Annotated in this window: 24 protein-coding genes, 1 tRNA gene and 1 pseudogene; 9 read left to right on the forward strand and 17 right to left on the reverse strand. The window is 39.9% G+C overall.

Features of this window, described 5'->3' with window-relative positions:
• Window positions 1-360 precede the first annotated feature (360 nt).
• Window positions 361-1,017: a tRNA (guanosine(46)-N7)-methyltransferase TrmB gene (gene trmB / locus B3139_RS19555; protein WP_209578401.1), complete on the reverse strand. Its 657-nt coding sequence runs from the start codon at window positions 1,015-1,017 to the stop codon at window positions 361-363.
• 202 nt (window positions 1,018-1,219) lie between these two features.
• Here trmB and fcl point away from each other — a divergent pair, with 202 nt between their 5' ends.
• On the forward strand, window positions 1,220-2,155 hold the full coding sequence (fcl, locus tag B3139_RS19560; RefSeq protein ID WP_293885161.1) for a GDP-L-fucose synthase: 936 nt from the start codon (window positions 1,220-1,222) through the stop codon (window positions 2,153-2,155).
• 16 nt (window positions 2,156-2,171) lie between these two features.
• On the opposite strand, the gene B3139_RS19565 is transcribed toward fcl, so the two are convergent.
• The 3 genes from B3139_RS19565 to B3139_RS19575 all read right to left on the reverse strand — a co-directional run bounded on the left by B3139_RS19565 (window position 2,172) and on the right by B3139_RS19575 (window position 3,539).
• Window positions 2,172-2,675 carry a hypothetical protein gene (locus tag B3139_RS19565; protein WP_293885162.1) on the reverse strand — a complete coding sequence of 168 codons (504 nt, stop codon included), beginning with the start codon at window positions 2,673-2,675 and terminating at the stop codon, window positions 2,172-2,174.
• Entirely contained in the window at window positions 2,665-3,084 is a 420-nt protein-coding gene (locus B3139_RS19570) for a hypothetical protein (protein WP_293885163.1), read from the reverse strand. Before B3139_RS19570 ends, B3139_RS19565 begins: the two co-directional genes overlap by 11 nt.
• 185 nt (window positions 3,085-3,269) lie before the next feature.
• The gene (locus tag B3139_RS19575) at window positions 3,270-3,539 is read right to left on the reverse strand and encodes a YtxH domain-containing protein (protein WP_070561440.1); all 270 of its coding nucleotides are present in this window, start codon (window positions 3,537-3,539) and stop codon (window positions 3,270-3,272) included.
• A gap of 235 nt (window positions 3,540-3,774) precedes the next feature.
• Here B3139_RS19575 and B3139_RS19580 point away from each other — a divergent pair, with 235 nt between their 5' ends.
• Complete coding sequence (locus B3139_RS19580; protein WP_293885287.1) at window positions 3,775-5,319, forward strand: YifB family Mg chelatase-like AAA ATPase; 1,545 nt, start codon at window positions 3,775-3,777, stop codon at window positions 5,317-5,319.
• Here the strand turns inward: B3139_RS19580 and B3139_RS19585 are convergent.
• From B3139_RS19585 to B3139_RS19600, 4 genes and pseudogenes are all read right to left on the reverse strand, one after another.
• On the reverse strand, window positions 5,316-5,939 hold the full coding sequence (locus B3139_RS19585; RefSeq protein ID WP_293885164.1) for a rhomboid family intramembrane serine protease: 624 nt from the start codon (window positions 5,937-5,939) through the stop codon (window positions 5,316-5,318). The genes B3139_RS19580 and B3139_RS19585 overlap by 4 nt on opposite strands.
• A gap of 8 nt (window positions 5,940-5,947) precedes the next feature.
• Window positions 5,948-6,595: a LutC/YkgG family protein gene (locus B3139_RS19590; RefSeq protein ID WP_293885165.1), complete on the reverse strand. Its 648-nt coding sequence runs from the start codon at window positions 6,593-6,595 to the stop codon at window positions 5,948-5,950.
• A 53-nt stretch (window positions 6,596-6,648) separates the two neighbouring features.
• Window positions 6,649-8,730 (reverse strand): ATP-dependent zinc metalloprotease FtsH, encoded by a 2,082-nt coding sequence (gene ftsH / locus B3139_RS19595; RefSeq protein ID WP_293885166.1) that lies wholly within the window; start codon window positions 8,728-8,730, stop codon window positions 6,649-6,651.
• A 26-nt stretch (window positions 8,731-8,756) separates the two neighbouring features.
• Window positions 8,757-8,921: pseudogene (locus B3139_RS19600) on the reverse strand (RsfS/YbeB/iojap family protein); the annotation flags it as partial.
• A gap of 47 nt (window positions 8,922-8,968) precedes the next feature.
• Between B3139_RS19600 and B3139_RS19605 the strand changes: the two are divergent.
• From B3139_RS19605 to pfkA, 4 genes are all read left to right on the forward strand, one after another.
• A complete protein-coding gene (locus B3139_RS19605; protein ID WP_293885167.1) occupies window positions 8,969-9,739 on the forward strand; it encodes a biotin--[acetyl-CoA-carboxylase] ligase in 771 nt (256 codons plus the stop codon).
• 156 nt (window positions 9,740-9,895) lie between these two features.
• Window positions 9,896-10,345 (forward strand): protein-disulfide reductase DsbD N-terminal domain-containing protein, encoded by a 450-nt coding sequence (locus B3139_RS19610; RefSeq protein ID WP_293885168.1) that lies wholly within the window; start codon window positions 9,896-9,898, stop codon window positions 10,343-10,345.
• An 86-nt stretch (window positions 10,346-10,431) separates the two neighbouring features.
• Window positions 10,432-12,138 carry a protein-disulfide reductase DsbD family protein gene (locus B3139_RS19615; RefSeq protein WP_293885169.1) on the forward strand — a complete coding sequence of 569 codons (1,707 nt, stop codon included), beginning with the start codon at window positions 10,432-10,434 and terminating at the stop codon, window positions 12,136-12,138.
• 201 nt (window positions 12,139-12,339) lie between these two features.
• Window positions 12,340-13,314 carry a 6-phosphofructokinase gene (gene pfkA, locus B3139_RS19620; protein WP_293885170.1) on the forward strand — a complete coding sequence of 325 codons (975 nt, stop codon included), beginning with the start codon at window positions 12,340-12,342 and terminating at the stop codon, window positions 13,312-13,314.
• Window positions 13,315-13,507: 193 nt separating this feature from the next.
• Here the strand turns inward: pfkA and B3139_RS19625 are convergent, their stop codons facing one another.
• The 5 genes from B3139_RS19625 to B3139_RS19645 all read right to left on the reverse strand — a co-directional run bounded on the left by B3139_RS19625 (window position 13,508) and on the right by B3139_RS19645 (window position 17,386).
• On the reverse strand, window positions 13,508-13,954 hold the full coding sequence (locus B3139_RS19625) for a hypothetical protein (RefSeq protein ID WP_293885171.1): 447 nt from the start codon (window positions 13,952-13,954) through the stop codon (window positions 13,508-13,510).
• Between the two features lie 114 nt (window positions 13,955-14,068).
• Window positions 14,069-15,208 carry a TlpA disulfide reductase family protein gene (locus tag B3139_RS19630; protein WP_293885172.1) on the reverse strand — a complete coding sequence of 380 codons (1,140 nt, stop codon included), beginning with the start codon at window positions 15,206-15,208 and terminating at the stop codon, window positions 14,069-14,071.
• 74 nt (window positions 15,209-15,282) lie between these two features.
• The gene (locus tag B3139_RS19635) at window positions 15,283-16,086 is read right to left on the reverse strand and encodes a TPM domain-containing protein (protein ID WP_293885173.1); all 804 of its coding nucleotides are present in this window, start codon (window positions 16,084-16,086) and stop codon (window positions 15,283-15,285) included.
• 140 nt (window positions 16,087-16,226) lie between these two features.
• A complete protein-coding gene (locus B3139_RS19640; protein ID WP_209578383.1) occupies window positions 16,227-16,655 on the reverse strand; it encodes a TPM domain-containing protein in 429 nt (142 codons plus the stop codon).
• 152 nt (window positions 16,656-16,807) lie between these two features.
• A complete protein-coding gene (locus B3139_RS19645; protein WP_293885289.1) occupies window positions 16,808-17,386 on the reverse strand; it encodes a LemA family protein in 579 nt (192 codons plus the stop codon).
• 166 nt (window positions 17,387-17,552) lie between these two features.
• Between B3139_RS19645 and B3139_RS19650 the strand changes: the two genes are divergently transcribed.
• Together B3139_RS19650 and B3139_RS19655 are read left to right on the forward strand one after the other, a co-directional pair.
• A complete protein-coding gene (locus B3139_RS19650; RefSeq protein WP_293885174.1) occupies window positions 17,553-19,097 on the forward strand; it encodes an NAD(P)/FAD-dependent oxidoreductase in 1,545 nt (514 codons plus the stop codon).
• Window positions 19,098-19,156: 59 nt separating this feature from the next.
• A tRNA-Gly gene (locus B3139_RS19655) sits at window positions 19,157-19,229 on the forward strand.
• Between the two features lie 580 nt (window positions 19,230-19,809).
• On the opposite strand, the gene sufD is transcribed toward B3139_RS19655, so the two are convergent.
• The 3 genes from sufD to sufB form a co-directional block, all read right to left on the reverse strand.
• Window positions 19,810-21,117, reverse strand: a complete 1,308-nt coding sequence (gene sufD / locus B3139_RS19660) for a Fe-S cluster assembly protein SufD (RefSeq protein ID WP_293885175.1) — start codon at window positions 21,115-21,117, stop codon at window positions 19,810-19,812.
• 59 nt (window positions 21,118-21,176) lie between these two features.
• Complete coding sequence (gene sufC / locus B3139_RS19665; RefSeq protein WP_293885176.1) at window positions 21,177-21,935, reverse strand: Fe-S cluster assembly ATPase SufC; 759 nt, start codon at window positions 21,933-21,935, stop codon at window positions 21,177-21,179.
• 63 nt (window positions 21,936-21,998) lie between these two features.
• On the reverse strand, window positions 21,999-23,450 hold the full coding sequence (gene sufB, locus B3139_RS19670; protein WP_293885177.1) for a Fe-S cluster assembly protein SufB: 1,452 nt from the start codon (window positions 23,448-23,450) through the stop codon (window positions 21,999-22,001).
• 331 nt (window positions 23,451-23,781) lie between these two features.
• On the opposite strand from sufB, the gene B3139_RS19675 reads away from it, so the two are divergent.
• Window positions 23,782-24,252, forward strand: coding sequence for an Lrp/AsnC family transcriptional regulator (locus tag B3139_RS19675; protein WP_046673117.1), 471 nt, complete (start codon window positions 23,782-23,784; stop codon window positions 24,250-24,252).
• 130 nt (window positions 24,253-24,382) lie between these two features.
• Here the strand turns inward: B3139_RS19675 and ung are convergent, their stop codons facing one another.
• Window positions 24,383-25,057 (reverse strand): uracil-DNA glycosylase, encoded by a 675-nt coding sequence (gene ung / locus B3139_RS19680; RefSeq protein WP_209578374.1) that lies wholly within the window; start codon window positions 25,055-25,057, stop codon window positions 24,383-24,385.
• Window positions 25,058-25,190 lie beyond the last annotated feature (133 nt).

Here is a 25,190-nt window from a genome sequence, read left to right on the forward strand (position 1 = left end):
TAATGTTTTCTTTTTGTTAACAATTATTTCGAATAGCATTTCTTTTCATCACACTATTATGGTTTCAATTGTAATTAAAATGCTTTGAGATCCACTTTGAAGGAATTTTCATGCATTAGGCTCGCTTTAATGCGACATCTCGTTGGTTATTTTTAATTTTCAAATCGAAAATAATTAATAATATTTACAAAACGAAATAAATCGAAATTATTTAAGTTGCCATCGAACAAAAAAAAGGGCCTCTAAAAAGCCCTATAAATCAATTTAAAACCAACAAACACAGCAATAAGTCATATCGCCACTAAACAAAAAAAGCCCAAACTTTCGTTTAGACTTTCTATTATGTAATAAATTCGTTCATTAGCTTTTTTCGAAACTCCATTTCACATAATTGATATTCTTATCATCAGCTAAATACTTTTTTTCATAGTAAGTTTTGATTGATAGAACATTATCCACTAAATCCGAATGGTAAAGATCGGTAGTCTCCTTATATTTTTTTAGATTCTGTAAATCGATCTGCTCCAGCGTATACGCATAAAAGCCGTCGTTATCTGTTTTCAGATTCATCATCCCATCAGGTTTCATAATGAATTTATAACGCTCCAAAAACTTTGGGCCTGTCAGCCGCTTTTTCTCTCTGCTATCTTGAGGCTGAGGATCCGGAAAGGTAATCCAGATTTCATCAACTTCATTTTCGGCAAAATATTCAAGGATTGTTTCAATCTGTATCCGAAGAAAAGCAACATTCCGAATGCCATCCTCCAAAGCTGTTTTAGCACCACGCCAAATACGATTACCTTTAAAATCAATACCAATGAAATTTTTCTCCGGAAACAGTCGCGCCAGATTAACAGTATATTCTCCTTTGCCACAAGCAAGTTCCAAAACAACCGGATTATTATTACCAAACTGCTTCTCGGCCCATTTTCCTTTATATTCTTTGCCTGCATCAAGTTGGATTACATTTTCAAAAGTAGCAACTTCAGCAAATTTACGTAGTTTGTCCTTTCCCATTTTCAATAAATATCCCGCAAAAATAACCTTATATTCCCGCTTAAAAAAATAAATCTTATCCTAGGAAATATACCATTGATTGGCGAATAATTATGAAGCCAATGGACTAAACAGAGTAATCAATAAAATCACTTTCATACGGGCGATTTATATTGCATATAAAAAGCAATTTATCTAAGTTTGCAGGACTCAATAACTTATCGTGGAAAAAGGCGCTAAAATTTACATAGCAGGCCATCGAGGAATGGTCGGATCAGCAATACATCGCAAATTAATAGAACTTGGATACAGCAACATCGTGACCAGGACATCTCAAGAATTAGATCTGCGCAATCAACAAGCAGTAGCTGACTTTTTCAACGAAGAAAAACCTGATTATGTTTTTCTCGCTGCCGCTAAAGTTGGTGGGATTATGGCAAACAATACCTATCGCGCAGATTTTATCTATGAAAATATAGCCATTCAAAATAATGTCATCAAATCATCCTACGACAATAACATTAAAAAGTTGATGTTCTTAGGATCTAGCTGCATCTATCCGAAGATGGCTCCCCAGCCTTTAAACGAAGACATGTTACTGACGGGCACCCTAGAACCAACGAATGAACCCTATGCAATCGCCAAAATTGCAGGTATAAAAATGGCAGAAGCCTTCCGGGACCAATATGGTTGCAATTATATATCCGTAATGCCAACAAATCTATATGGCATCAACGATAATTATCATCCTCAAAATTCGCACGTCTTACCAGCTTTGATCCGTAGATTCCACGAAGCAAAAGTCAATAAGCGAGATGATGTTGTTATCTGGGGCACGGGGACTCCTTTAAGAGAATTTCTTTTCTCTGATGACCTAGCAGAAGCTTGTATCTTTTTAATGAATCATTACAATGAAAAGCAATTTGTCAATATCGGTATAGGTCAAGATATAAGCATAAAGGATCTCGCAGAATTGATTAAAGATGTAATTGGTTACACAGGTAATATCACTTTTGACAGTTCCAAACCCGACGGCACACCACGCAAACTCATGGATGTATCAAAGATACATGCACTCGGATGGAAGCACAAAGTTAACCTTCGGGAGGGCATTCAACTCGCTTATACTGACTTTTTGAAAAAAGAAGTAGCCGAATAGCGAAAACAATATCACATTAATATGTCTCGCTATAAGAAGGGATGCCGTATTCATTTACTTCGTCCTTTATAGGAGCATTTTCCGTTTGGGCAAATTTATTTTTCTTCTTCTTCTTAGGTCGAATAAAACTCGTTAACTTTCCAATAAGACCACTGATTTTATCTTGATTGATTTGCCCAACCGCACGTTCTGATAACAGCAGCATGAGCGCTTTTTTTAAAACCCCTGTATTTTTCAGAAACAATCTGTTCATTATAAAGGGTACGCCAATACGTAAAGTCTTTGTTAACCAATCAGAATCTGGATTATTACTCTTGGAAAACATCTGCTTTATAATATTCGCTCCCGGGATATTATTTTTTAAGGTATTGAAAAAACGAATGGGGGCCTCTATTTTATTATTAAGCAACGTAAATTGAGCCCTTAGGTATAGCTCCTGTTCATTCTTTAGCGTTTTTAAGCGCAATATTTCAGCTTTAAGCTCCTGTAAATTACGTATTTTGGTCTGTTTATTGTTCATTTGTAGCCCTTTCTCTATCAAGTTTTTCTTTATGCAGTTCTTCCTCTTCTTCCTCAATTTCATCGTTCCATTTAGCCAAAAAACGTCGAATGGAAAGATCCATAAATTTTGCTTCCAGCATAGGCTCAAAAACGCGTATTAAGATAATGATCACTAAAAAGATACCTGCTGTTGCCAAAAAACCCAATGAATAACTGCCCAATAACTCTCCTAGCCAAAAACCTAGAGCTAAACATAAGAAAAACAGAACAAATAAGGTAAAAATAAGCTTAGTTGCATCTACCACTAAGCTTGCAATTAAACGAGAAGACCGTTCAATGGTTTTTAATTTGACAAGTTTAAATTGGGAGTCAATATACTCCTTAGTCTTTTGAAACGTACCACTTAGTGAAAATTTTTCTTCTTCCATGCATCTAAAATTTATTCAGGCTATTTCAGCCCATAACTAACAAAACGAAAACGCTGTATCTTATAACCGCAACACAGCACTACTCTACACACATGAAGAGCGCGCAGCTATCGTAAAACAGCTATCTCGCGAAATAGCCTGATAATATGTACTCTACACCAATTATTCTTTTGAATAATCGCGAACTATGCATGTTCGATGATATCATCATCCAGCACTTCTTCTGCCTGATTTAACTTACCCTTCAATGTAGAAACAATTTTCTCTTTGAAATCATTCAACTGATCAAATTGCTCCTCCGCTCTTTCCCGAATAGCATCACTCAAATCACTTAGTGAATCATTTATTTTATCTCTTGTATCCGACCCTTTATCCGGAGCAAACAAAACTCCCAAAGCTGCACCCGCGGCAAGACCGGCCAATAACGCCAAAGCTACTTTACTTGTGTCATTCATTTCTTTTTCTTTTAAAGTTCTAAATCTATTACGACGAATCTAGTCCTCGTTAATAATACAATTACCAAAGCAAATCGTTTGCCAAACAATGCTTTTTATCCATTATTAATAAGGAACTATATTAACAATATAATCATTTTTTTCGGTAATCTTGGATCCGCCTTCAATATCTCACCCAACAATTATTAACTTACTCAATTTTTTAGTATCTTTAAATCAATCGATTATGAAAATTATGCTAAATAAAACCTATTGCAGCGCCGTCCATGGGATAAATGCCTGTACAATTACCGTCGAGGTAATCGTATCTACTGGCCTCCATTATTATATCGTCGGCCTGCCTGACAATGCCGTTAAAGAAAGCTTAAGACGTATCGAAAGTGCCATTAATTCCTGTCAACTTCACATGCCGCGCCAAAAGATCGTTGTCAACTTGGCACCCGCAGATATTCGTAAAGAAGGTTCAAGTTACGACCTATCAATCGCAATAGGCATATTAGCATCTTCCGGGCAGATCACAAATATCCGTCTGGAAAACTATCTTATCTTAGGCGAGCTATCATTAGACGGAAGTATTAAGCCCATACGTGGTGTTCTACCAATTGCATTACAGGCGCGCAAAGAAGGATTTAAAGGAATAATATTACCTGAAGCCAATGCAAAAGAAGCAGCTATCGTCACCGAAATCGATGTTATTGGTGTAGAAAATCTGACCCAAGTAGTGGAATTCCTCAACAATACAGTAACAATCAAGCCTACAAAAGTTAACATACAAACGTTTTTTCAGGATGATACGGCCATTTATGACGTCGATTTCTCTGATGTACAAGGACAGGAGAATATCAAACGAGCGCTGGAAATCGCAGCAGCTGGTGGACATAACCTTATTTTAATAGGTCCGCCAGGCGCAGGAAAAACCATGTTGGCAAAAAGACTACCAACGATCCTTCCCCCGCTCAATATGACCGAATCGCTGGAAACGACCAAAATACACTCTGTGTCTGGAAATCTAAAGGCGAAAGATTCCCTCGTCACTGCACGGCCCTTTCGTTCTCCACATCATACAATATCCGATGTAGCCATGGTAGGCGGCGGCTCAAATCCATTGCCGGGTGAAATATCTTTATCCCATCATGGCGTATTATTCCTTGACGAATTGCCAGAATTTAAACGGAGCGTCCTCGAAGTCATGCGTCAGCCGCTGGAATCGCGTCAAATTACGATATCAAGAGCTAAACTTACCGTCGAGTACCCCGCAAGTTTTATGCTCATTGCTGCTATGAACCCCTGCCCTTGTGGTTATTTCAATCACCCCGAGAAAGAATGCATCTGCGGCACTAACACCGTCCAGCGTTATCTAAGCAAAATATCAGGACCACTTTTAGACCGTATAGACCTGCACATCGAAGTCACCCCCGTGCTATTTGACGAATTGAGTACGACACGCTCTGTAGATGATAGCCGCACGGTACGCCGTCGGGTCATTCAGACACGCGAAATCCAGAAAGAACGTTTTAAATCTTTCCCAGACGTGCATTGTAATGCACAAATGAGTACCCGATTAACGCGAGAAATATGTCAGATTGACGAAGCCGGAAGGAAATTGCTCAAAACTGCAATCGAGCGTCTCAGCCTATCCGCAAGAGCATACGATAGAATACTGAAGGTTGCCCGCACAATCGCTGATATGGAAAATAGCCCAACAATTGATAACCACCATATCGCTGAAGCAATCCAATACAGAAATTTAGATCGGGAAACCTGGAACGGAAAATTTTAGAATTGTGCCAGACAATGTTTGATAACCCATGGAAAACAGATGATCGTCAGGATTAGTCCCGACAGCGCACCAAAGAAATGGGCATCGTGATTAATACCATCCTGTCCCTTTTTGGACGCCCATACACAATAACCTAAAAACAGAAATGCAAATAAGTAAGCTGGCATAGGAATAATCATCATTACCCCAATGGTCACTTTAGGGTCGAAAAGAATATAACTAAACAGCACCGCACAGATGGCACCTGAAGCACCCAAACTATAGTAACCTGGATTATTTTTCTGCTGTACGATGGTTGGAATATCGCTCAGGATCAAGCTGCCTACATAAATAACAGCAAATAAGATATGGCCATAGGGACTTGCAGCAGCAAGTATACGTTCTAAACCAAACCCAAAATAGTAAAAGGTAAGCATATTGAACAGCAGATGTCCCCAATCCTTGTGCACAAAACCACTTGTCAGGATCGTAAAGACATTGCGGTTGCGTGCAATACTGTAGGGATGCAACATCAGTTTGCCGAAAAGTTGTTCATGTGAAAAAGTATAGACGCTGACGGCGATCGTAAAAAAGAAGATAATACTCGCAACAGGCGTTTCGGTTAAATAAGTTAATAGCATAATAATTTCTAAAATCTATCCTCTAAAAGTAAAACATAAAGTTCTTTTGGCCCATGTGCTCCCAAAACCAACCTCTTCTCAATATCAGCCGTTCTGGACGGGCCGGTAATGGTGGAAATCATCGTCGGAATCTCCTGACCGTAACGTTTCTGCATATAAGCCAAAGCATCTTTCAAATCCCAGACCAATTGCGAAGCCTTGGCAACGACAATATGAATGGGGGGATATATACTCAACCGCCGTCCGGAAGCATTTGCATTACTCACCATAACACTTCCATTACGAGCTATTAAAGCCTCACAAGAGGTGATACTGGCATTTGCCAATTCAAAATCCTTCTCTGTTTTCAAAAAGGGAAAACCATAGGGACTGAGTAAGTTTTGAATACCTTGTTCCCAAGCATAGATATTTTTAATGCTATTTACTTCGGTCAATGAAATCAAATTTTCAATCAGACCAATCTCGCCATCACAATATAGAAATTTGCCTCCCGCAGCGGTCAATTCACGCACAAAAACAAGATCCACTAATTCATCTTCATCATGGTAAAGAGCAGTTTCCTTAAAATTCGGATGGGGATTATCATTTTTTTGTAGTAATGCCTGACGTACCCGTTTTAACATTACCTCCTTCGCAGTTGCGTTCTTCACGTTCATGGCGCAAATATATAAATGCAGCGCTAGATAATTCTAGCGCTGCAACATTCAAATTAATTCAAATTATTGGACGGATTGTCTGAAATCGGACCATCGCTGGATCGCGCTTCATCCGGATGAATATCTAAGGGTAAATCAGTTTGTGGTACACCACCACCGTCGGCACCATTCACAAACTCCTCGTAAGTAGTCTTGGTTTCAAATGGACGCTTCCCTAGTATCTCTTCCAAATCCGATTGAAAGAGGATTTCCTTTTCCAATAGCTTCTCCGCTATTTTGATCAGTCCTTCACGTTTATCCAGCAATAACTGTTTAGTACGTGCATAAACATCACTGATCAAGTTACGGACCTCTGCATCAATCAACTCTGCCGTTTTGTCAGAATATGGCTTCTGGAACGATGCCTCCGAGCTGTCTCTGAAAGAAACATTTCCCACTTTGTCATTCATACCGTATATCGCGATCATTGCATACGAAAGCTGCGTAATACGCTCCAAGTCGTTTTGAGCACCAGTTGAAATTCTTCCAAAAGTAATATCTTCAGCTACACGCCCTCCCATGGTCATACATAAGCTATCGATAAGCTGCTCTGTCGTATATAAAAACTGCTCTCGGGGAAGATACTGCGCGTATCCCAAAGCAGCCACACCGCGGGGCACAATAGATACTTTAACCAAAGGATCTGCATGTTCCAAAAACCAGCCAGCAATAGCATGCCCAGCTTCATGATAAGCGACAATACGTTTCTCTTCCGGAGAGATAATTTTATTCTTTTTCTCAAGACCACCAATCACGCGATCAACTGCGTCCTGAAAATCTTGCATATCAATTTCCGGTTTATTTTTACGGGCAGCAATAAGTGCGGCCTCATTACATACATTGGCGATTTCTGCGCCTGCAAAACCAGGAGTCTGTGCAGATAATTTTTTTGCATCAACCTCAGCCGACAATTTCAGAGGCTTAAGATGCACTTTAAAAATTTGCTCACGGCCGATCAAATCTGGCTTATCAATCGAAATTTGGCGGTCGAAACGTCCCGGACGTAGCAATGCCGTATCTAATACGTCGATACGGTTAGTAGCTGCTAAAATAATAACACCCGAATCCGTGCCAAAACCATCCATCTCCACTAACAATTGATTCAACGTATTTTCACGCTCGTCATTTCCACCCATCATTGAATTCTTGCCCCGAGCACGGCCAATTGCGTCAATCTCATCAATGAAAATGATACAAGGCGCTTTCTCTTTAGCTTGTTTAAACAAATCACGAACACGAGATGCACCTACCCCCACAAACATTTCCACAAAGTCGGATCCCGATAGTGAAAAGAATGGCACTTGAGCTTCACCAGCCACAGCTTTTGCTAGCAATGTCTTACCTGTTCCTGGAGGCCCTACAAGCAATGCTCCCTTTGGAATTTTACCTCCAAGATTTGTATACTTACGCGGATTTTTCAAGAAATCCACAATTTCCATAACTTCCTGCTTCGCCTCTTCAAGACCAGCCACATCGTTAAATGTAATATTGATCTGAGCCTCTTTATCAAATAATTGAGCTTTCGACTTACCAATATTGAAGATAGCACCGCCACCACCGCCGGCACCGCCGCCCATACGGCGCATCAAGAAAATCCAGATTGCAGCCAACACCAATAATGGCAACATAAAGGTAATAAACCAGCTCGCCCATGGATTAGAACGATCATCATACGTTAATTGTACCTTCGGTGTACCAGGCGCTAACTCAGCTTGAGAAGCAGCTAACTTTTTCTCCAAAACATCGGGAGAAGCATCTTTAAAAATATATTGTGGTCCTTTGTCCTCTTGTCCAGACAAACTTGGTAAAGGATCGGAGGTCTTTACAGCATCCTTAAAACTAGGATTATCTTTCCAGCCCTTCTTCAGATACACCTCAACCTCTACAAGATCATTTTTCTTATAAGCGACAAGGCGCTCTACAGAGCCTGTGTTCAACATGCGTGTCTCAAAATCGCTATAGCTAACTTCCTTAGCTGGGTTTTCTCCAAAAACGTACTGTAAGGCAAAAAAACCTAAAAACATGGCAATCATAAGCCACACAAAATTAAATTTCGGCGGTTTAGGGCTTACCTTACTACTCGGGATTTTTTTCATTATATCGTAATTATATTTTCTTNNACCTGAATGTTGGAATCAGCATGACAAATAACAAAATAATCAGAAACAGAACTGTGAAGATCTCTTAAATCCAAACGAACAATCTCGTTTGCTTTCTTTTCTTGCATACCGTAAACGATAATTTCTGATAGACGTTGGGACAATTCTGTACTTTTATTTTTACTCATTAAAAAATATGATAGTTTTGACTTAATATTTATTTAATACTTTCAGTTTGCAAAATAACAATATTTCGGGACTTATCATCGGCCAAAATACAATATATCTTGACAAAGTCGCCTCTACAAACGATTATCTCAGGGAATTATTGTCAAAATTCAAGCCACTAGCAGAAGGGACTGCCATTTTAGCAGAAGAACAGTTCCAAGGTAAAGGCCAGCGAGGAAGCTCATGGATCAGTGAACCGGGGAAAAATCTCACGACATCTATCCTTTTAAGGCCCTATTTCTTACCAATAGCGCAACAATTCTCACTTTCGGCTACCATCGCCATTGCCACCGCCAACTGGTTGAAAACCAAAGTTGAGCAGCCTGTTGCCGTAAAATGGCCCAATGATATCTACGTCAATTCAAAGAAAATAGCCGGTATTTTAATAGAAAATACATTAAAAGGCCATAATATCAATAGCGCTATCATAGGAATCGGTATAAATATCAATCAAACCAATTTTGACACAACATCAACAATAACCTCTTTAGCATGCCTAACCGATCGAACCGATTACGACATAAAGAACTTAGCGGATGAGCTGTATCAAAGTATACACCTGGAATATTTGAACCTCATTCACAAGGGATCCCACTATCAGCTAAACAAATACAACGAATTATTATTCTGGAAAGGCGAAGAAAAACCATTTTTAATCGCTGGCACCAAGCAAACGGGCATTATTCAGCAGGTATCTGCCGAAGGTAAACTAAAGATTTTATTAGATAACCAATTACAAGAATTTGATATCAAAGAGATTACGCATCTCATTTCTTAATCTTTACAAAAAAAGCAGAACCCATTTTTAGAAATATCAAAGCTTTGTTCTAACTTTGTCAAAAGCGTGATTAAACCTTTATTCACCCAACGTATCTAATAAAAACAACACACTGCAATAATTGTAGCGGAAAAAGAAAGAACAAATTAAAGTCTGATGAAAAAATTAATACTGTTAATGACTGCAGTGATTTTTGCAGTTACGGGAGCATTCGCTCAAATTCACAAACCAGTAAAATGGACAGTGGCCAGCAAAAAGCTAAATAGCAAAGAAGCTGTCGTATATGTAAAAGCAACCATCCAAAATGGATGGCACATTTATTCACAAAATATAAAAGATGGTGGACCTATCCCAACTTCTTTCACCTTTGCGAAAGCGGCTGATTATACCGTGGTTGGTAAAACTGCTGAGCCAAAACCAAAAGTGAAACATGAAGACGTATTTAAAATGGATGTAGGTTACTTTACAAATGAAGTGATATTTCAACAAAAAGTAACGTTAAACAAAGGTACTGCAACAGTTAAAGGGACAGTAGAGTGGCAAGCATGTGATGCTTCACAATGTCTTCCTCCAGATGAATATGCTTTTGCTGTGACAATCAAATAGTAAAAATGATTCTATACGGATAAATTAATAAGGCGATTCTCATCGCCTTTTTTTATTTTTGAACCTAACATCTGAAATACATACGCATGTTAAAAAATACATTCATTTTACTTCTGATTGCTTTTTTCAGTCTTTCGTTAACAACAGCGACGCTTGCATCGACACAAGATAGCTTAGCGAGTACAGAAGGACTTCAATTTGAATCATCACCGGACACATCTAATGCAGTTGAAGCAGTACCGGAAGACCTTAATTTTACAGCCTCACCCGACACGATGGTTAGCCAGGATAGCAGTAAAACCGCTCCAGCTAAAATAAACGCCTCCTCAGGCAATCCAGAAACGGGAAAGAAATCACTTTGGAGCATATTTATTGCCGGATTAGTAGGTGGTTTTGCAGCACTACTTATGCCCTGTATATTTCCAATGTTGCCCCTAACGGTGAGTTATTTTACGAAACAAGCAGGAAGTCGGACTAGCGGTATCAGCAAAGCACTACTTTATGGCCTCTTCATCATTGTCATCTATGTCGCTTTAGGAATGGTCATCACCATTTCCTTCGGTTCCGACGCGTTAAATGCTTTATCAACAGATGGGATATTTAATTTCTTATTCTTCCTGTTATTGGTTGTTTTTGCCGCGTCTTTTTTTGGTGCCTTTGAGATCACTTTACCGAGCTCTTTCGTCAATAAAATGGATGCCAAATCCGATAAAGGCGGCCTAATAGGCCTCTTCTTTATGGCCTTTAGCCTTTCGCTGGTATCGTTCTCCTGTACCGGTCCCATTATTGGAACGCTATTGGTAGAAGCTGCCTCAAAAGGAGAGCGCCTAGCTCCCGCAGTCGGTATGCTCGGTTTCTCCATAGCGCTTGCCATTCCTTTTGGTTTATTTGCGATGTTCCCATCGATGCTAAAATCCCTCCCCAAATCGGGCGGATGGCTAAATTCGGTAAAGGTCGTACTCGGCTTCTTAGAACTCGCACTAGCATTAAAGTTCCTTTCAAATGTAGATCTGGCTTACCATTGGAATTGGCTAGATAGAGAAATATTCTTATCACTATGGATTGCTATCTTTGGCCTGATGGGATTATATCTTATTGGAAAAATTAAGTTTTCCCACGACAGTGAACTAAAATTTCTTTCTGTACCGAGAACTATCTTGGCTGTCATTGTATTCGCATTCGTCATTTATATGGTACCCGGATTATGGGGTGCACCATTGAAGTCCATTTCGGCATTCCTTCCCCCTACGGCAACTCAGGATTTTGACCTGTCTACTGGAGTAGGCGGTTCACCAGCGCATAGCGATGGTAAGGTCAAAAAATACGCTGAAATCTTTCATGAACGGGGCACGCCAAAAGGATTTGATCCTTATTACGATTATGAGGAAGCTCTAGCAGCTTCAAAAGAGCAAAATAAGCCGGTACTTATTGATTTCACAGGCTGGAATTGTGTCAATTGTCGGAAAATGGAAGCCAATGTATGGACTGATCCCGCAGTTGCCAAACTATTGAAGGAAGAGTTTATTATGGCTGAATTATTTGTCGATGACAAAACTAAATTACCAGAAAGTGAGCAGTTTATTTCAAAATACAGTGGGAAAAAGATAAAAACGATAGGAAATAAAAACAGTGATTTCCAAGCCTCGACTTTCGACAGCAATTCGCAACCACTATACGTGATCGTCGATTCATCCGGAACCGTATTGGTCCCGAAAACAGGTGCAAACTATAACGTTACAGAATATATTGCTTTCCTTCAGAGTGGAATTGACGCTTTTAAGGCAAAGAAATAGTCCGTATACGATTGGAGACATTCGACAAGAATAGCATACATGAACAATATAGGTAATTATTAAATTTGCATTATCTTTAGCTTAACCTGAAATAAAGTGGAGTAAAAAAGCCATTACCAGTTGCCAATAGCATTATTGGCGATAGCTAATAAAGGAAATATAATTGTATATACGCTTGAAAAAAGCTAAGTTTGAGTACGTATGAGTAACATTAAAAAAATTGCTGTTCTGACATCTGGAGGAGATGCTCCAGGAATGAATGCTGGTATCCGCGCTGTTGTTAGGGCGGGAATCTACAATAATCTTGAGGTATTTGGTGTAAGAAGAGGTTATGATGGTCTTGTTAATGGAGAGATTGTCCCTATGGATGCCAAATCTGTAGCGAATATCATACAACGTGGCGGCACTATCCTTAAAACTGCCCGTAGCGAAGCCTTTAAAACGACAGAAGGACGTAAACAGGCTTATGAAAACTTACGCAGCCACGGTATTGATGCCATGGTGGTTATCGGCGGGGATGGTACATTTACGGGCGCATCCAAATTTATTGAAGAATTTGATTTTCCTATTATTGGCCTTCCAGGTACAATAGACAACGATTTGGCCGGTACAGACTTTACTATTGGCTATGATACAGCCATTAATACTGTTATCCAAGCTGTAGACAAAATTCGCGATACTGCCGAGTCTCACGATAGGCTATTTGTGATTGAAGTAATGGGACGCGATTCAGGTCTTATTGCCGTCCGTTCAGGAATCAGTACCGGCGCAGAAGCAGTCTTGGTTCCTGAGTTTGAAGTGGACTATGACGCAATCATGAAAAGGCTCGACAAGACGCGTAAAAATAAATCATCTCGTATCATTATCGTTGCTGAAGGTGATAAAGAAGGGGGTATGGTTGTATCAGAAAAAATCAAGGAAAATTTCCCACATTACGATGTTAGGCTTTCTATTTTAGGACATATTCAACGTGGTGGAAGTCCAACATGTATGGATCGTGTTTTAGCAAGCAGGCTTGGCGTAGCTGCCGTAGAGGCTTTACTACAAGGCCGCAGAGGTGAAATGGCCGGACTAATTTGCAGTGAGGTAAGATTTACTCCTTTTAAAAGCGCCATTAAACACCATGTGAAAATGAACGAAGATCTGCTTCGTATCATCGAGATCCTTTCGCTGTAAAAGATATCGTTTAGTCTCAACTTCATATAAAAAAACGTGGATTGTCCAACCTTTTGGACAGCCACGTTTTTTTTTACTTTATACAGATCTCCCCAAAACACTATTGCAGCTATAAAGGAAACTGACTTGACTTTTAAACTCTTTCGCTTTATTAGCACAAAACGAACTATAGCACACGATCTTATAAAAACTACTACTTCAGCAAATTATTTAGGTATTGCTCAGACACAGGGGGTAATTGTATTGCCTGACCTGCTTTTGCCATCGAGTCAGCGAAATGATTCGTATTACTGATAGCCTGTTCATAGGCTTTAACCACCTGATCAGATAAGTGTAAAACCTCAGGGCTTTTAAGGTTAATGCGATATTGATTATCTTCTAAGGTGACATGCTGATAAAAGCGATAGGCAGCAGCTTTTAGTTTTCCCAGTTCTTCTTGGGAGAGCTGATCGATTCTGGCATTTGGCGGAAGCGTAACATCAATAAAGGTAGTGTCCTTGGCCAATTGATCAATAGAATGATCCAGAGGAATGGCATGAAGTGCTTCTAAGTTCACAACAGGAATACCCTTATCTTCATCACCACTACACGAGGCAATCACACTCCACAAAAATATACTCAGAAATACTATTTTATTCATTATTATAATTTTTTTTGTTCCCTTAAGAAGAAACCCCTAATTGCATCCTCATATCACATGAGTTTAACAATTAGGGGCTATTAAAGGCCTAATGGCGGCCGAAAACGAATTGAGTTATTTCAGCAATTCAGCCAGCTTCGCTTCCAAAGCTTCACCTCTTAAATTTGATGCGACAATTTTACCCGACGGATCGATCAGGAAGTTTTGTGGAATACCACGCACTTCATATAATTTGACCGGAGCAGATTTCCAGCCCTGTAAGTCTGAAACATGTGGCCATTGCTGTAAATTATCATCATGGATGGCTTTCACCCATGCATCCTTTTTACCAGGATTATCTAAAGATACACCAAATACCGTAAACCCTTTATCTTTAAACTTATTGAAGGCTGCGACCACGTTCGGGTTCTCGTGACGGCAAGGACCGCACCAGCTCGCCCAAAAGTCCAACAAGACATATTTACCTCTTAAAGATGATAAGGAAATATTTTTTCCTGTGGTATCCGGCAACGTAAAGTCCGGTGCTATTGCACCAACAGCCACGGCTTTCAATTTCTGAATGCGATCAGCCAACTCCTTCCCTTTTTCGGAACTTTTCAATTCAGGAGACAATTTCTCGAAAGAAGTTACATATTCAGTAACATTCTCTCCATTGAGATTGTCAGACAATAAATCCAATGTATACCAGCTCTTCGGATTTTTGTTTATAAATTCTGCATCTGATTTTTCCATTTTTTCAGAAATCTCACCAGCTTGCTTTTGCAAACCTTCGATGAAACTTGGATCCTGTTTTTGAGTATCAGAAGCAGCGTAATATTGTTGATTCAACGCTTCGAATGCGTCCGAATAAGGTTTTACAAAAGCCTTATACTGCATAAGATCGTCGTTAAGTGTTGTACCCGAAATAGTTGCATCTTTAAACCCTTTGGTTGCATCGACTTTGATAACTCCCTTAGAAAGATATAGCTGTGCCGTTTCGGGCTGCTTTTGACTATTTCTAAGTTCAGCGAAAGATAAGCCTTCTGGTGAATAGATCATCATACCTTTGGTTGGTGAGGTCACCTGCCCATTGAACTTAAACTCACCTTTTACGACCATCGCAGAATCTGTCTGCCGGGTTGCATTGGTAATGTATTGCATAAACACCTTCGCTTTGTCCGACGTAGCGTTTACTTTCCCTGTCACGGTGTAGCTTTCTTGCGCCATTAATAAGGCTGGTAAAAAGCTTAAACCCATTAATATTCTCTTTTTCATAATTATATACTCCACATAAATGTAAAACATTTCCAGTTCATGGAAGCGCTATTTAACATTTTTTAGCAAAGATGTTACCAACGGCCAGATGCACCGCCACCACCAAAATCACCACCGCCGAAACCGCCAAATCCACCGCCCGATCCGCCACCGAATCCGCCGCCACCACTTCGCCCGCCACCGCCGCCAAGGCCACTCAGCAATGTCCACCAAAACACATCAGAAGCACCGCGCCCATTCATGACACGCCGGCCACCGCCACCGCCGCCGCCGCGATTCGAGAAAATAACGATCAAGATAATCACAATAATGATCACAAACATAACAGATCCCGAGCCCTTTCCTTTTGGTTGCTTTGGATCAGCTCTGTATTCACCTTTGGTATAGGATATTAAGGAACTGGTCGCATCATCCACTCCCTTGTAATAATCTCTTTGACGAAATGCAGGCTTAATATCATTCTCGATAATGCGGTAGGCAATCGCGTCGGGAACAGCTCCCTCTATCCCATATCCAGTCTGAATGGTCACCGCGCGATCCCCAAGTGCGACCAACAATAAAATACCGTTGTTGTATTTTTTATTGCCAATCCCCCATTTCTTCGCTAATTGTACTGCGTAATCAGAAATATCATAGCCTCCCGTAGAATTCATCATAACCACCGCGATTTGCGTGGATGTAGAATCCTCAAAGGCCAGTAGCTTTTGTTCCAATAATTGCTTTTGATTCGCTGTCAACGTATTGGTATAATCATTGACAAGTCTGTTTGATGCTTCTGGGAAATCTTGGCCCAATACTGAGGCTATCGACAACGTGCAAAGCAATATTGCCATAGCAGGTATTCGAATCAGGGAAAATAATTTCAATACAAATTTCATCCTATTATTTTTTTGTCCGCCTTAAGCAATTCTTCCTGCTTCTATAGGCAATCGGTAAACCTCGAAGTTTCGCGGCTATTTATATTTATTCATTTATGCCACAAGCAGTAGCTGCGTTGCTGTTGCCTGCTAATTGACGATTAACGATCCCCAAACACCACATCATTGGGCAGTTCATTGATATCATCATGCTCTCGGGGAAAGAATTTTGCCAACTGTTTGCCCGCATGTTCGATCCCTCTAACCAAGCCCTCAACAATACGATCCTCCCTAAACTCAGCCACCATCAGATCTTTGGTACTGTTCCAAAAATCACTTTCCACGCGCTGGTGGATTCCTTTATCTCCAATAATGGAAAACTTGTGATCTTCCAACGCGATATAAATAAGGACACCGTTTTTCAATACTGTTTTATGCATGCCTAATTTGGAAAAATAATAAGTTGCGCGATCATGTACCTCATCGGGGCAATGATTTTCTACTACCACACGAATTTCACCGGAAGTCTCATTTTCGGCCACATTAATGGCGTGGACGATTTTGTCTTGTTCTTCAGAATTTAAAGCCATAATCTATATATACATGTGTATTCTTTGACGAGTCACCAAAGGGTTGATCGATGTCCAAAAAATATTTCTTAATTAAAAAACGAAAAAAAATGGATGATGAGCTTCTACGAAAGCCGCATCATCCATCATCCCATTCATTGCTGTCAATTTGCTTAGAATGATACCGTTGGTGCTTTATCCGAACCTGGGGCAGCAGTAAATGTACCTTTTGCCTTAAATCCAAACATGCCGGCCATTAAATTGTTGGGAAAGCTACGTACTGTTGTATTATATTGCTGTACAGCTTCATTATAGGCTCTACGTTCTATCGAAATACGATTTTCAGTACCTTCTAATTGCGCTTGAAGTTCCAAAAAGTTTTGGTTCGCCTTTAAGTCAGGATAAGCTTCTACAGAAGCCAAAAGGCGACTCAATGAGCCACTGAACTCGTCTTGAACTTTTTGAAATTTAGCGATATTTTCTTCAGACAGATCATCAGCATTAATCGTTACAGAGGTTGCTTTAGCTCTTGCCTCGACAACTGCGGTCAAGGTACTTTCTTCATGCTTTGCTGCCCCTTTTACGGTATTGACCAAATTCGGAACAAGATCCGCACGACGTTGATACGCATTTTCAACTTGCGCCCATTTTCCTTTAACATTCTCATCCTGCGAGACCATTGTATTATAGCCGCAGGAGTTTAAGGATACTAATGCAAATAAACCACATAGGGCGACCAAAAATCTTTTAATTTTCATTGTTCAAAGAATTAAATACTATTCAAATTATACGGTTACACTATCAAAGCATATACCAAGCTCTTACTAAGATAAGAATATTTTTATTTCCAAATCTTCAAATAGTCAATATTCATTAACTTTGTATCGGTTTTGGGATAAAAACCCAGCCCCTTATACTATGCAAAAAGAAATCGAAATTGCGATACCACCTGAAAAAATGGAGGATGAACACTATATTCTACAACAAGGTATAAAAACCCTACGCGTTCAACCCCAGCAAATCAAAGGATACAAAATCAGAAAACGTTCAATTGATGCCCGCAGTAGGCAGGTAGTCTACCGCACCCGCATTATTTACTACATCGATGAACTGCCTATTCCTGAAATCTACGAAAATAATTTCAAGTCGGCCAAAGATGGAAAATCGGTTATCATCGTAGGCGCAGGGCCTGCTGGTATATTTGCTGCGATCCGTTGCATCGAACGTGGCCTCAAACCAATTGTCATTGAGCGTGGTAAGAAAGTACAGGACCGTAGACGTGATCTTGCGAAGCTGAACCGTGAAGGCATTGTGAATCCCGAATCGAATTACTGCTTTGGTGAAGGTGGCGCAGGGACATACTCGGATGGAAAACTATATACACGTTCCAATAAAAGGGGGGATGTAGAAAAAGTGCTCAAGCTTTTCGTCTCTCATGGTGCCACCACAGATATTCTGGTCAATGCCCGACCACACATTGGCACAAACAAACTACCGCATATTATTGAAGCCATGCGCGACAGTATCCTTGAGTTTGGTGGTGAATTTCACTTTGACCAGCGCGTGGACGACATTTTAGAATCTTTTGGGCAAGTTCGTGGCGTCAAGTTAGCCAGTGGCGAACACATCAAAGCCAATCACGTTATCGTAGCGACAGGGCACTCTGCTCGCGATATTTTCGAGCTTTTCCACCGTAATAATTGGCTGATTGAAGCCAAACCATTTGCTTTAGGAGTGCGCATCGAGCATCCACAGACAATTATTGATCAGGCACAGTATCACTGTCAGGTTAGAAGCGAGCATTTGCCGCCTGCCTATTACAGCTTGGTGGAACAGGTTAATGACCGTGGTGTATTTTCTTTCTGCATGTGCCCTGGAGGGGTCATTGCTCCCTGTGCGACCGATTTAAACGAAATTGTTGTCAATGGGTGGTCACCATCTAAACGAAATAACCCGCACGCTAATTCAGGCACTGTTATCCAGATAAACCTCGCGGATGTTGCCAACGCACAAACGGATCCGTTTGCATTACTCAATTTTCAGAAGGAGATTGAACGAAAAGCTTTTGTGATAGGCGGTGGCAATCTGGTCGCTCCAGCACAACGCATGGTTGATTTCGTCGAAGGACGAGTGTCTTTCGACCTACCAGAGAATTCTTACAAACCCGGAACAGCCTCTGCAGACCTGACCGAAGTATTGCCGTCTTTTGTTCACAAAGCATTACAAGGTGCCTTGCCTATCTTTGGCAAAAAGATGAAAGGTTATTACACCAATGAAGCTATTTTAGTTGGAGTCGAATCCCGTACGTCTTCACCGATCCGTATTCCTAGAAATAAAGAAGATTTACAACATCCTCAGGTCAAGGGACTTTATCCGTGTGGTGAGGGTGCTGGTTATGCCGGAGGTATCATTTCCGCTGCAATAGATGGAATTAATTGCGTTGATGCGATCGATTTAAGTTAACATTTTTTGCTTTTTCTCTTGCAGAATACGAATGAATGCGTTATTTTTGTAGCATCAACGCGAAAGTAGCTCAGTTGGTAGAGCACAACCTTGCCAAGGTTGGGGTCGCGAGTTCGAATCTCGTCTTTCGCTCTAAAAAAGCTTCCAAAATTTGGAAGCTTTTTGCGTTTAATAATAGTCTCCTTTCCCTTCTATTTACATCCAGTAAAGCTTTATCGTTTCTCTCCGTGCCAAATTTGAGTTTAAAATTTACGAAAGAAGTATTAGCACAACTTCGACTAGATACCAAAGAAAGTATAAATTTCAATTGTGATTCTATTTAGGGAAGAAAGAAAGACCTAAAGGGGATCAGATTCTACACTTCTTCGGCACTTGCTCGGTGCTTCTTCGGTACTTGCTCGGTACTTGCTCGGTGCTTCTTCGGTTACAAGCGAACGAGTAACGTTAAAACTCCGACTAAGATCCGTTGTAACACCGTGAGAAGGGCGAATTTGGTTCCTATGGATCATACCATATATACCCCGCGATGTACAACATCTTTTGGGCATTTCTTCTCAATACAATTAGAAAATCTTCCATCTAACTAAAAACAACAAAAAGAAAAATGTCAATTGATATAATGACTACGATTCCATCGGTCGCATAAAAAAAATATGGCGTCTACTTCATTAGTAAACGCCATATTTTAAAAGCGATATAATCCAATATGGATTTAACTTGTTCTCAGACTTTCCTCTACAAGCTCTTCAACATATTTCCGAACAACTTCGTTAGAGAAACGTGTGGTTACATCAAATGCAAAGGCATGAACCAACAGGATACGCGCAGATTCTTCACCAATCCCTCTTGCTCTTAGATAAAACAGCGCTTCGTTGTCAAACTGACCAATCGTACATCCATGCGAACATTTTACGTCATCTGCAAAGATCTCCAATTGAGGCTTAGTGTACACAGTGGAATTATCTGACATCAACATGTTATTGTTCTGTTGAAAAGCATTGGTTTTTTGAGCATCTTCGCGAACGAAAATTTTCCCATTGAAAACCGCTACAGATTTATCCTGCGTAATATTCTTATACCATTCGTAAGACTCGCAGTGCGGCTTAAGATGATCTACAACGGTATGATTATCGACCAATTGATCTCCAGCAGTTAAGTTAATGCCATATAAATGGCTTTCCACATTTTCTGCATCCAAACGTACATTGATATTGTTACGAATAAATGGTGCTCCGGGGAAATTACAATTGTAATTATTATAAAGGCTATATTTTTCTTGGTGTACTTCTGTATGATTAAAGTACCGGCTTACAGATCCAGCGAGTTGCAAATAATAATGCTGCATCTTTGCATTCTCTTTGACAATAATCTCAGAAACCTTGTTTTGAACGTTATTTGCAGTACCTTCTGCAGTGATGAAGCTTTCGATCAACTCTAGCTCTGCATTTGGTTCGACAACAATCAAATTACGTGTTTGTGCAAAGAAATCCTCCTTGCCTGTTGCGACATGAATAATCTGAATTGGTTTATCAATTACGGCTCCTTTCTTTACATGGATAAAAACACCATTCGTGAAAGCAGCGGTATTTAACGCAACCATAATATTGTCTGACTTATCGGCATATTTGGCAAAATGCGCTTCAAAAGCAGGGTCCGACACGGCTTCATCCATAGGAACAACCGAAAGTCCTTTCACACTTTCTAGTTCGCTTACTGCCAATACATATTGGCCATTTACCAAGATAATGCGATAGGCATCCAGCTTAGGGATCTCACCAGCACCAAAATCTAAGCCTTCGATATCCACATCAACATCAAGCGCATAGGTCTTATTGATAATACTGTGGATGTTTGTATATTTCCATTCTTCATTCTTAACGGTGGGAAAGCCTGCTGCTTCGAAACGTTCGAATGCAAGTTGACGGGCTTGTACAAAAAACGAAGGTTCGTCCGAAACGCCTTGCTCCTTGTATGCTCCCAACACTTGTTGAAGTAATGATTCTGAAACTAATGTACTCATGTTATATTTTAATCAAATCGCCAAAATTCTCTTCCAATCCTAATAACTCAGGTAAAAGATTAGGCGTTTTGTGCATCATATTCTTTTAACCAATCGTATCCTTTTTCTTCAAGCTCCAAAGCCAATTCTTTAGGTCCTGATTTCACAATGCGTCCATTATAGAGTACGTGAACAAAATCTGGAACGATATAATCCAACAAACGTTGGTAGTGTGTAATAACAATGAAAGCATTGTCTTTGGAGCGCAATTGATTCACCCCATTTGCAACGATACGAAGTGCATCGATATCCAAACCAGAATCGGTCTCGTCCAAAATAGACAATTTTGGATTTAACATGGCCAATTGAAAAATCTCGTTACGCTTTTTCTCACCGCCGGAAAACCCTTCGTTTAAAGAACGGTTAGCTAAATTAGCTGAAAACTCTACTAATTTTTGCTTGTCTTTAACCATCTGTAAAAATTCCTTTGCTTCCATAGGAGGAAGCCCTTTGTATTCGCGTATATCATTTACAGCTGTTTTCAAGAAATTGATATTCGATACACCCGGAATTTCAATAGGGTATTGAAAAGCCAAGAACAGCCCTTCACGTGCACGATCCTCGGGCGAAAGATCCAATAAATCTATACCATCCAATAGTGCCGAACCTTCACTTACTTCATACGATTCACGTCCCGCCAATACATTGCCCAAAGTACTTTTACCAGCACCATTAGGCCCCATAATCGCGTGAATTTCTCCCGCTTTTACTTCTAGGTTTAACCCTTTTAATATTTGTTTGTCTTCTACAGACGCATGTAAATTTTTAATGCTTAACATTTTATTCGTATTGAGTATGGTGCAATGCAGTGTTATAAAACTACATTTCCAATGATTTTTTATCTATCCTACTGAACCTTCTAATGAAATTGCCAATAATTTCTGAGCCTCTACCGCAAACTCCATCGGCAACTGATTTAATACTTCCTTCGCATAACCATTGACAATTAGACCAACAGCTTTTTCTGAATCTATACCACGCTGATTCAAATAGAATACTTGGTCTTCACCAATTTTAGAAGTAGTCGCTTCATGCTCTAACTTAGCCGTCTTATTTCTATTTTCGATATAAGGGAACGTATGCGCTCCACATTTATCACCAATCAATAAGGAATCACATTGTGTAAAATTACGCGAGTTGTCTGCATTCGGCCCAATCTTTACCAAACCTCTATAACTGTTGTGGCTCTTACCGGCAGAGATACCTTTAGAGACAATTTTAGATTTTGTGTTCTTACCCAAATGAATCATTTTCGTACCTGTATCGGCCACCTGATAATTGCGCGTCATGGCCACAGAGTAAAATTCGCCAATCGAATTATTACCTTTTAAAATCACCCCCGGATATTTCCATGTAATGGCAGAACCAGTTTCCACCTGAGTCCAGGAAATTTTACTGTTGTCTCCTTTACAGATTCCACGTTTAGTCACAAAATTATAAATCCCGCCTTTTCCATCTTTATCACCAGGATACCAGTTCTGTACTGTTGAATATTTAATCTCGGCATCGCGTTCTGCAATCAGTTCAACGACCGCAGCATGCAGTTGATTTTCATCACGCATAGGCGCTGTACATCCCTCCAAATAAGACACATAAGCTCCTTCATCTGCAACGATCAACGTACGCTCAAATTGTCCCGTATTTTGTGCATTGATACGGAAATAGGTCGATAATTCCATCGGACATCTCACTCCTTTTGGGACATAAACAAATGAACCATCGGAGAAAACAGCAGAATTCAAGGCTGCATAGATATTATCGGTCTGCGGGACAACTGTGCCTAAATATTTTTTCACCAACTCTGGATACTCTTGCACAGCTTCACCAAACGAACAAAAGATGACTCCTTGTTCTTTTAACTTCTCACGAAATGTTGTTTTGACGGAAACGGAGTCAAAGACAGCATCTACGGCAACAACACCAGCTAATATTTTCTGTTCGTCCAAAGGAATCCCTAATTTTTCAAAAGTAGCAATCAACTCAGGATCAACTTCATCTATTGAATTCAGCTGTGGTTTTGCTTTAGGAGCCGCGTAGTAAGAAATCTCTTGAAAATCAATTTCAGGAGCTTTAAAATTCTGCCAAGTAGGCATTTTCAACGTCAAAAAATGACGGAAAGCTTTTAATCGCCACTCCAATAACCATTCAGGCTCATTCTTTTTTGCCGAAATAAAACGCACCGTATCCTCACTAAGGCCTTTGGCTGCAATTTCCATTTCGATATCTGTCGTGAACCCATATTTATATTCTTCGAGCTCTAGCTCTTTTAACAAATCGTCGTCTTTAGTACTCATATTGCGCTCTCACGGTTTAACTAATTTGGGAGGGCTTCACCTCCCCACCTATCGAACTGCAAAGTTACAATTTCAAAGCCAATAAAACAGCATTTTATACGGCTATACGCTGGTATTTTTAATAAAAAATGATATTTGTCACTCTATTTAATTAAAATGAACACATTTCAAACGATTATGACAGTCAAATGATTTTTCATCAATTAAAGCTATAAATACGCATCAATGATATAGCTAAAATCTATTAATCATCAATAATTTCGTATATTTTTAAATTTCCAAATTTAATTTTGTATATTTACAAATAGTATTGATTATTAAGACTTAAGATATGCCCTTTGCACCGGACAAAACAGATTTAAAAATTCTTAAACTATTACAAGAGAATGGTCGTATAACTAATTTGCAGCTCGCTTCCAGCATTGGACTTTCTCCCGCTCCAACATTAGAACGTGTGCGAAAGCTGGAAAATTCAGGCTTCATCAAAAGTTATCATGCATTTGTAGACGAAGAGAAGCTAGGTCTTGGAATCAAATCGTTCATCCAAATTTCACTCGACTTCCATACACACAATGCGATACCGGAGTTTGTTGCCGCAGTAAAAATGATACCTGAAGTAACCGAGTGCCACCACGTTACAGGAAATTGCGATTTCATTCTCAAAGTTTACGTGAAAGATATCAAAGCTTACGAAGGTGTTATTATGGAAAAAATATCCAAAATACCTTTTGTAAAGACATTCCAAACCATGATGATTATGTCTACAAGCAAAAAAGAGCCTATTATTCCATTGGAATATTAAGTGGTATATGAATTATTAGGCAAAGACACCTAGTCTCTATCAAAAACATCTTTACCGGCAGCTTACCTTTAGAGAACATTTACTCTTCCCGGCGAACGCCGGCGATGGTATAATAAACTTCTCGCAAAATTTAAACCAGGCGCCAATCAATTGGAGTTTTACCCTGCGCAACCAAGTATTGGTTTGCTTTCGAAAAGTGTTTGCTGCCAAAAAAACCGCGATAAACAGATAAGGGTGAGGGATGTACCGCCGTTAGGATAAGGTGTTTTTTCGCATCAATAAGCACATTTTTCTTTTGGGCATAACTTCCCCATAATAGAAATACTACGTGATCGCAATGCTCCGAAATGGCGTGAATAATGCTGTCTGTAAAAATCTCCCAACCTTTCTTTTGATGGGATGCTGCGCGATGTGCTTCTACGGTCAATGTCGCATTCAATAGCAGCACTCCTTGTTTGGCCCAAGAAGTCAAATTGCCAGATTGTGGCTCAACAAAACCAGGTATGTCATCTTGCAATTCCTTGAAAATATTTTTTAAGGACGGCGGCACCGCAATTCCTTCCGGAACAGAAAAAGATAGACCATGCGCCTGTCCATCATTATGGTAAGGATCCTGCCCTAAAATGACAACTTTCACTTGATCGAGTGGTGTGAGTTTAAAAGCATTCATCACAAGACCTGCCGGTGGAAACACTTTCTTTTGTCGACGCTCCCCTTGTACAAAAGTAGACAACTGTTTCATATAGGGTTGGGCGAACAACGGCTTTAACACAGGCGCCCAAGAATCATCATATTGCTTTTCCATAATTCAAACATAGATAAAGTTCAATACAAAGGCAAATTTATCCGCCCCCCCCCTCCTTTCTCTTTCGATATGCAAAACTAGTTTAAGGGCAGCTGACTTCTATAAAAATACATTTTTACAAAATAACCACCTG

The sequence above is a fragment of the Sphingobacterium sp. UBA1498 genome, from assembly GCF_002325125.1.
In the GTDB taxonomy this organism is placed as follows: domain Bacteria; phylum Bacteroidota; class Bacteroidia; order Sphingobacteriales; family Sphingobacteriaceae; genus Sphingobacterium.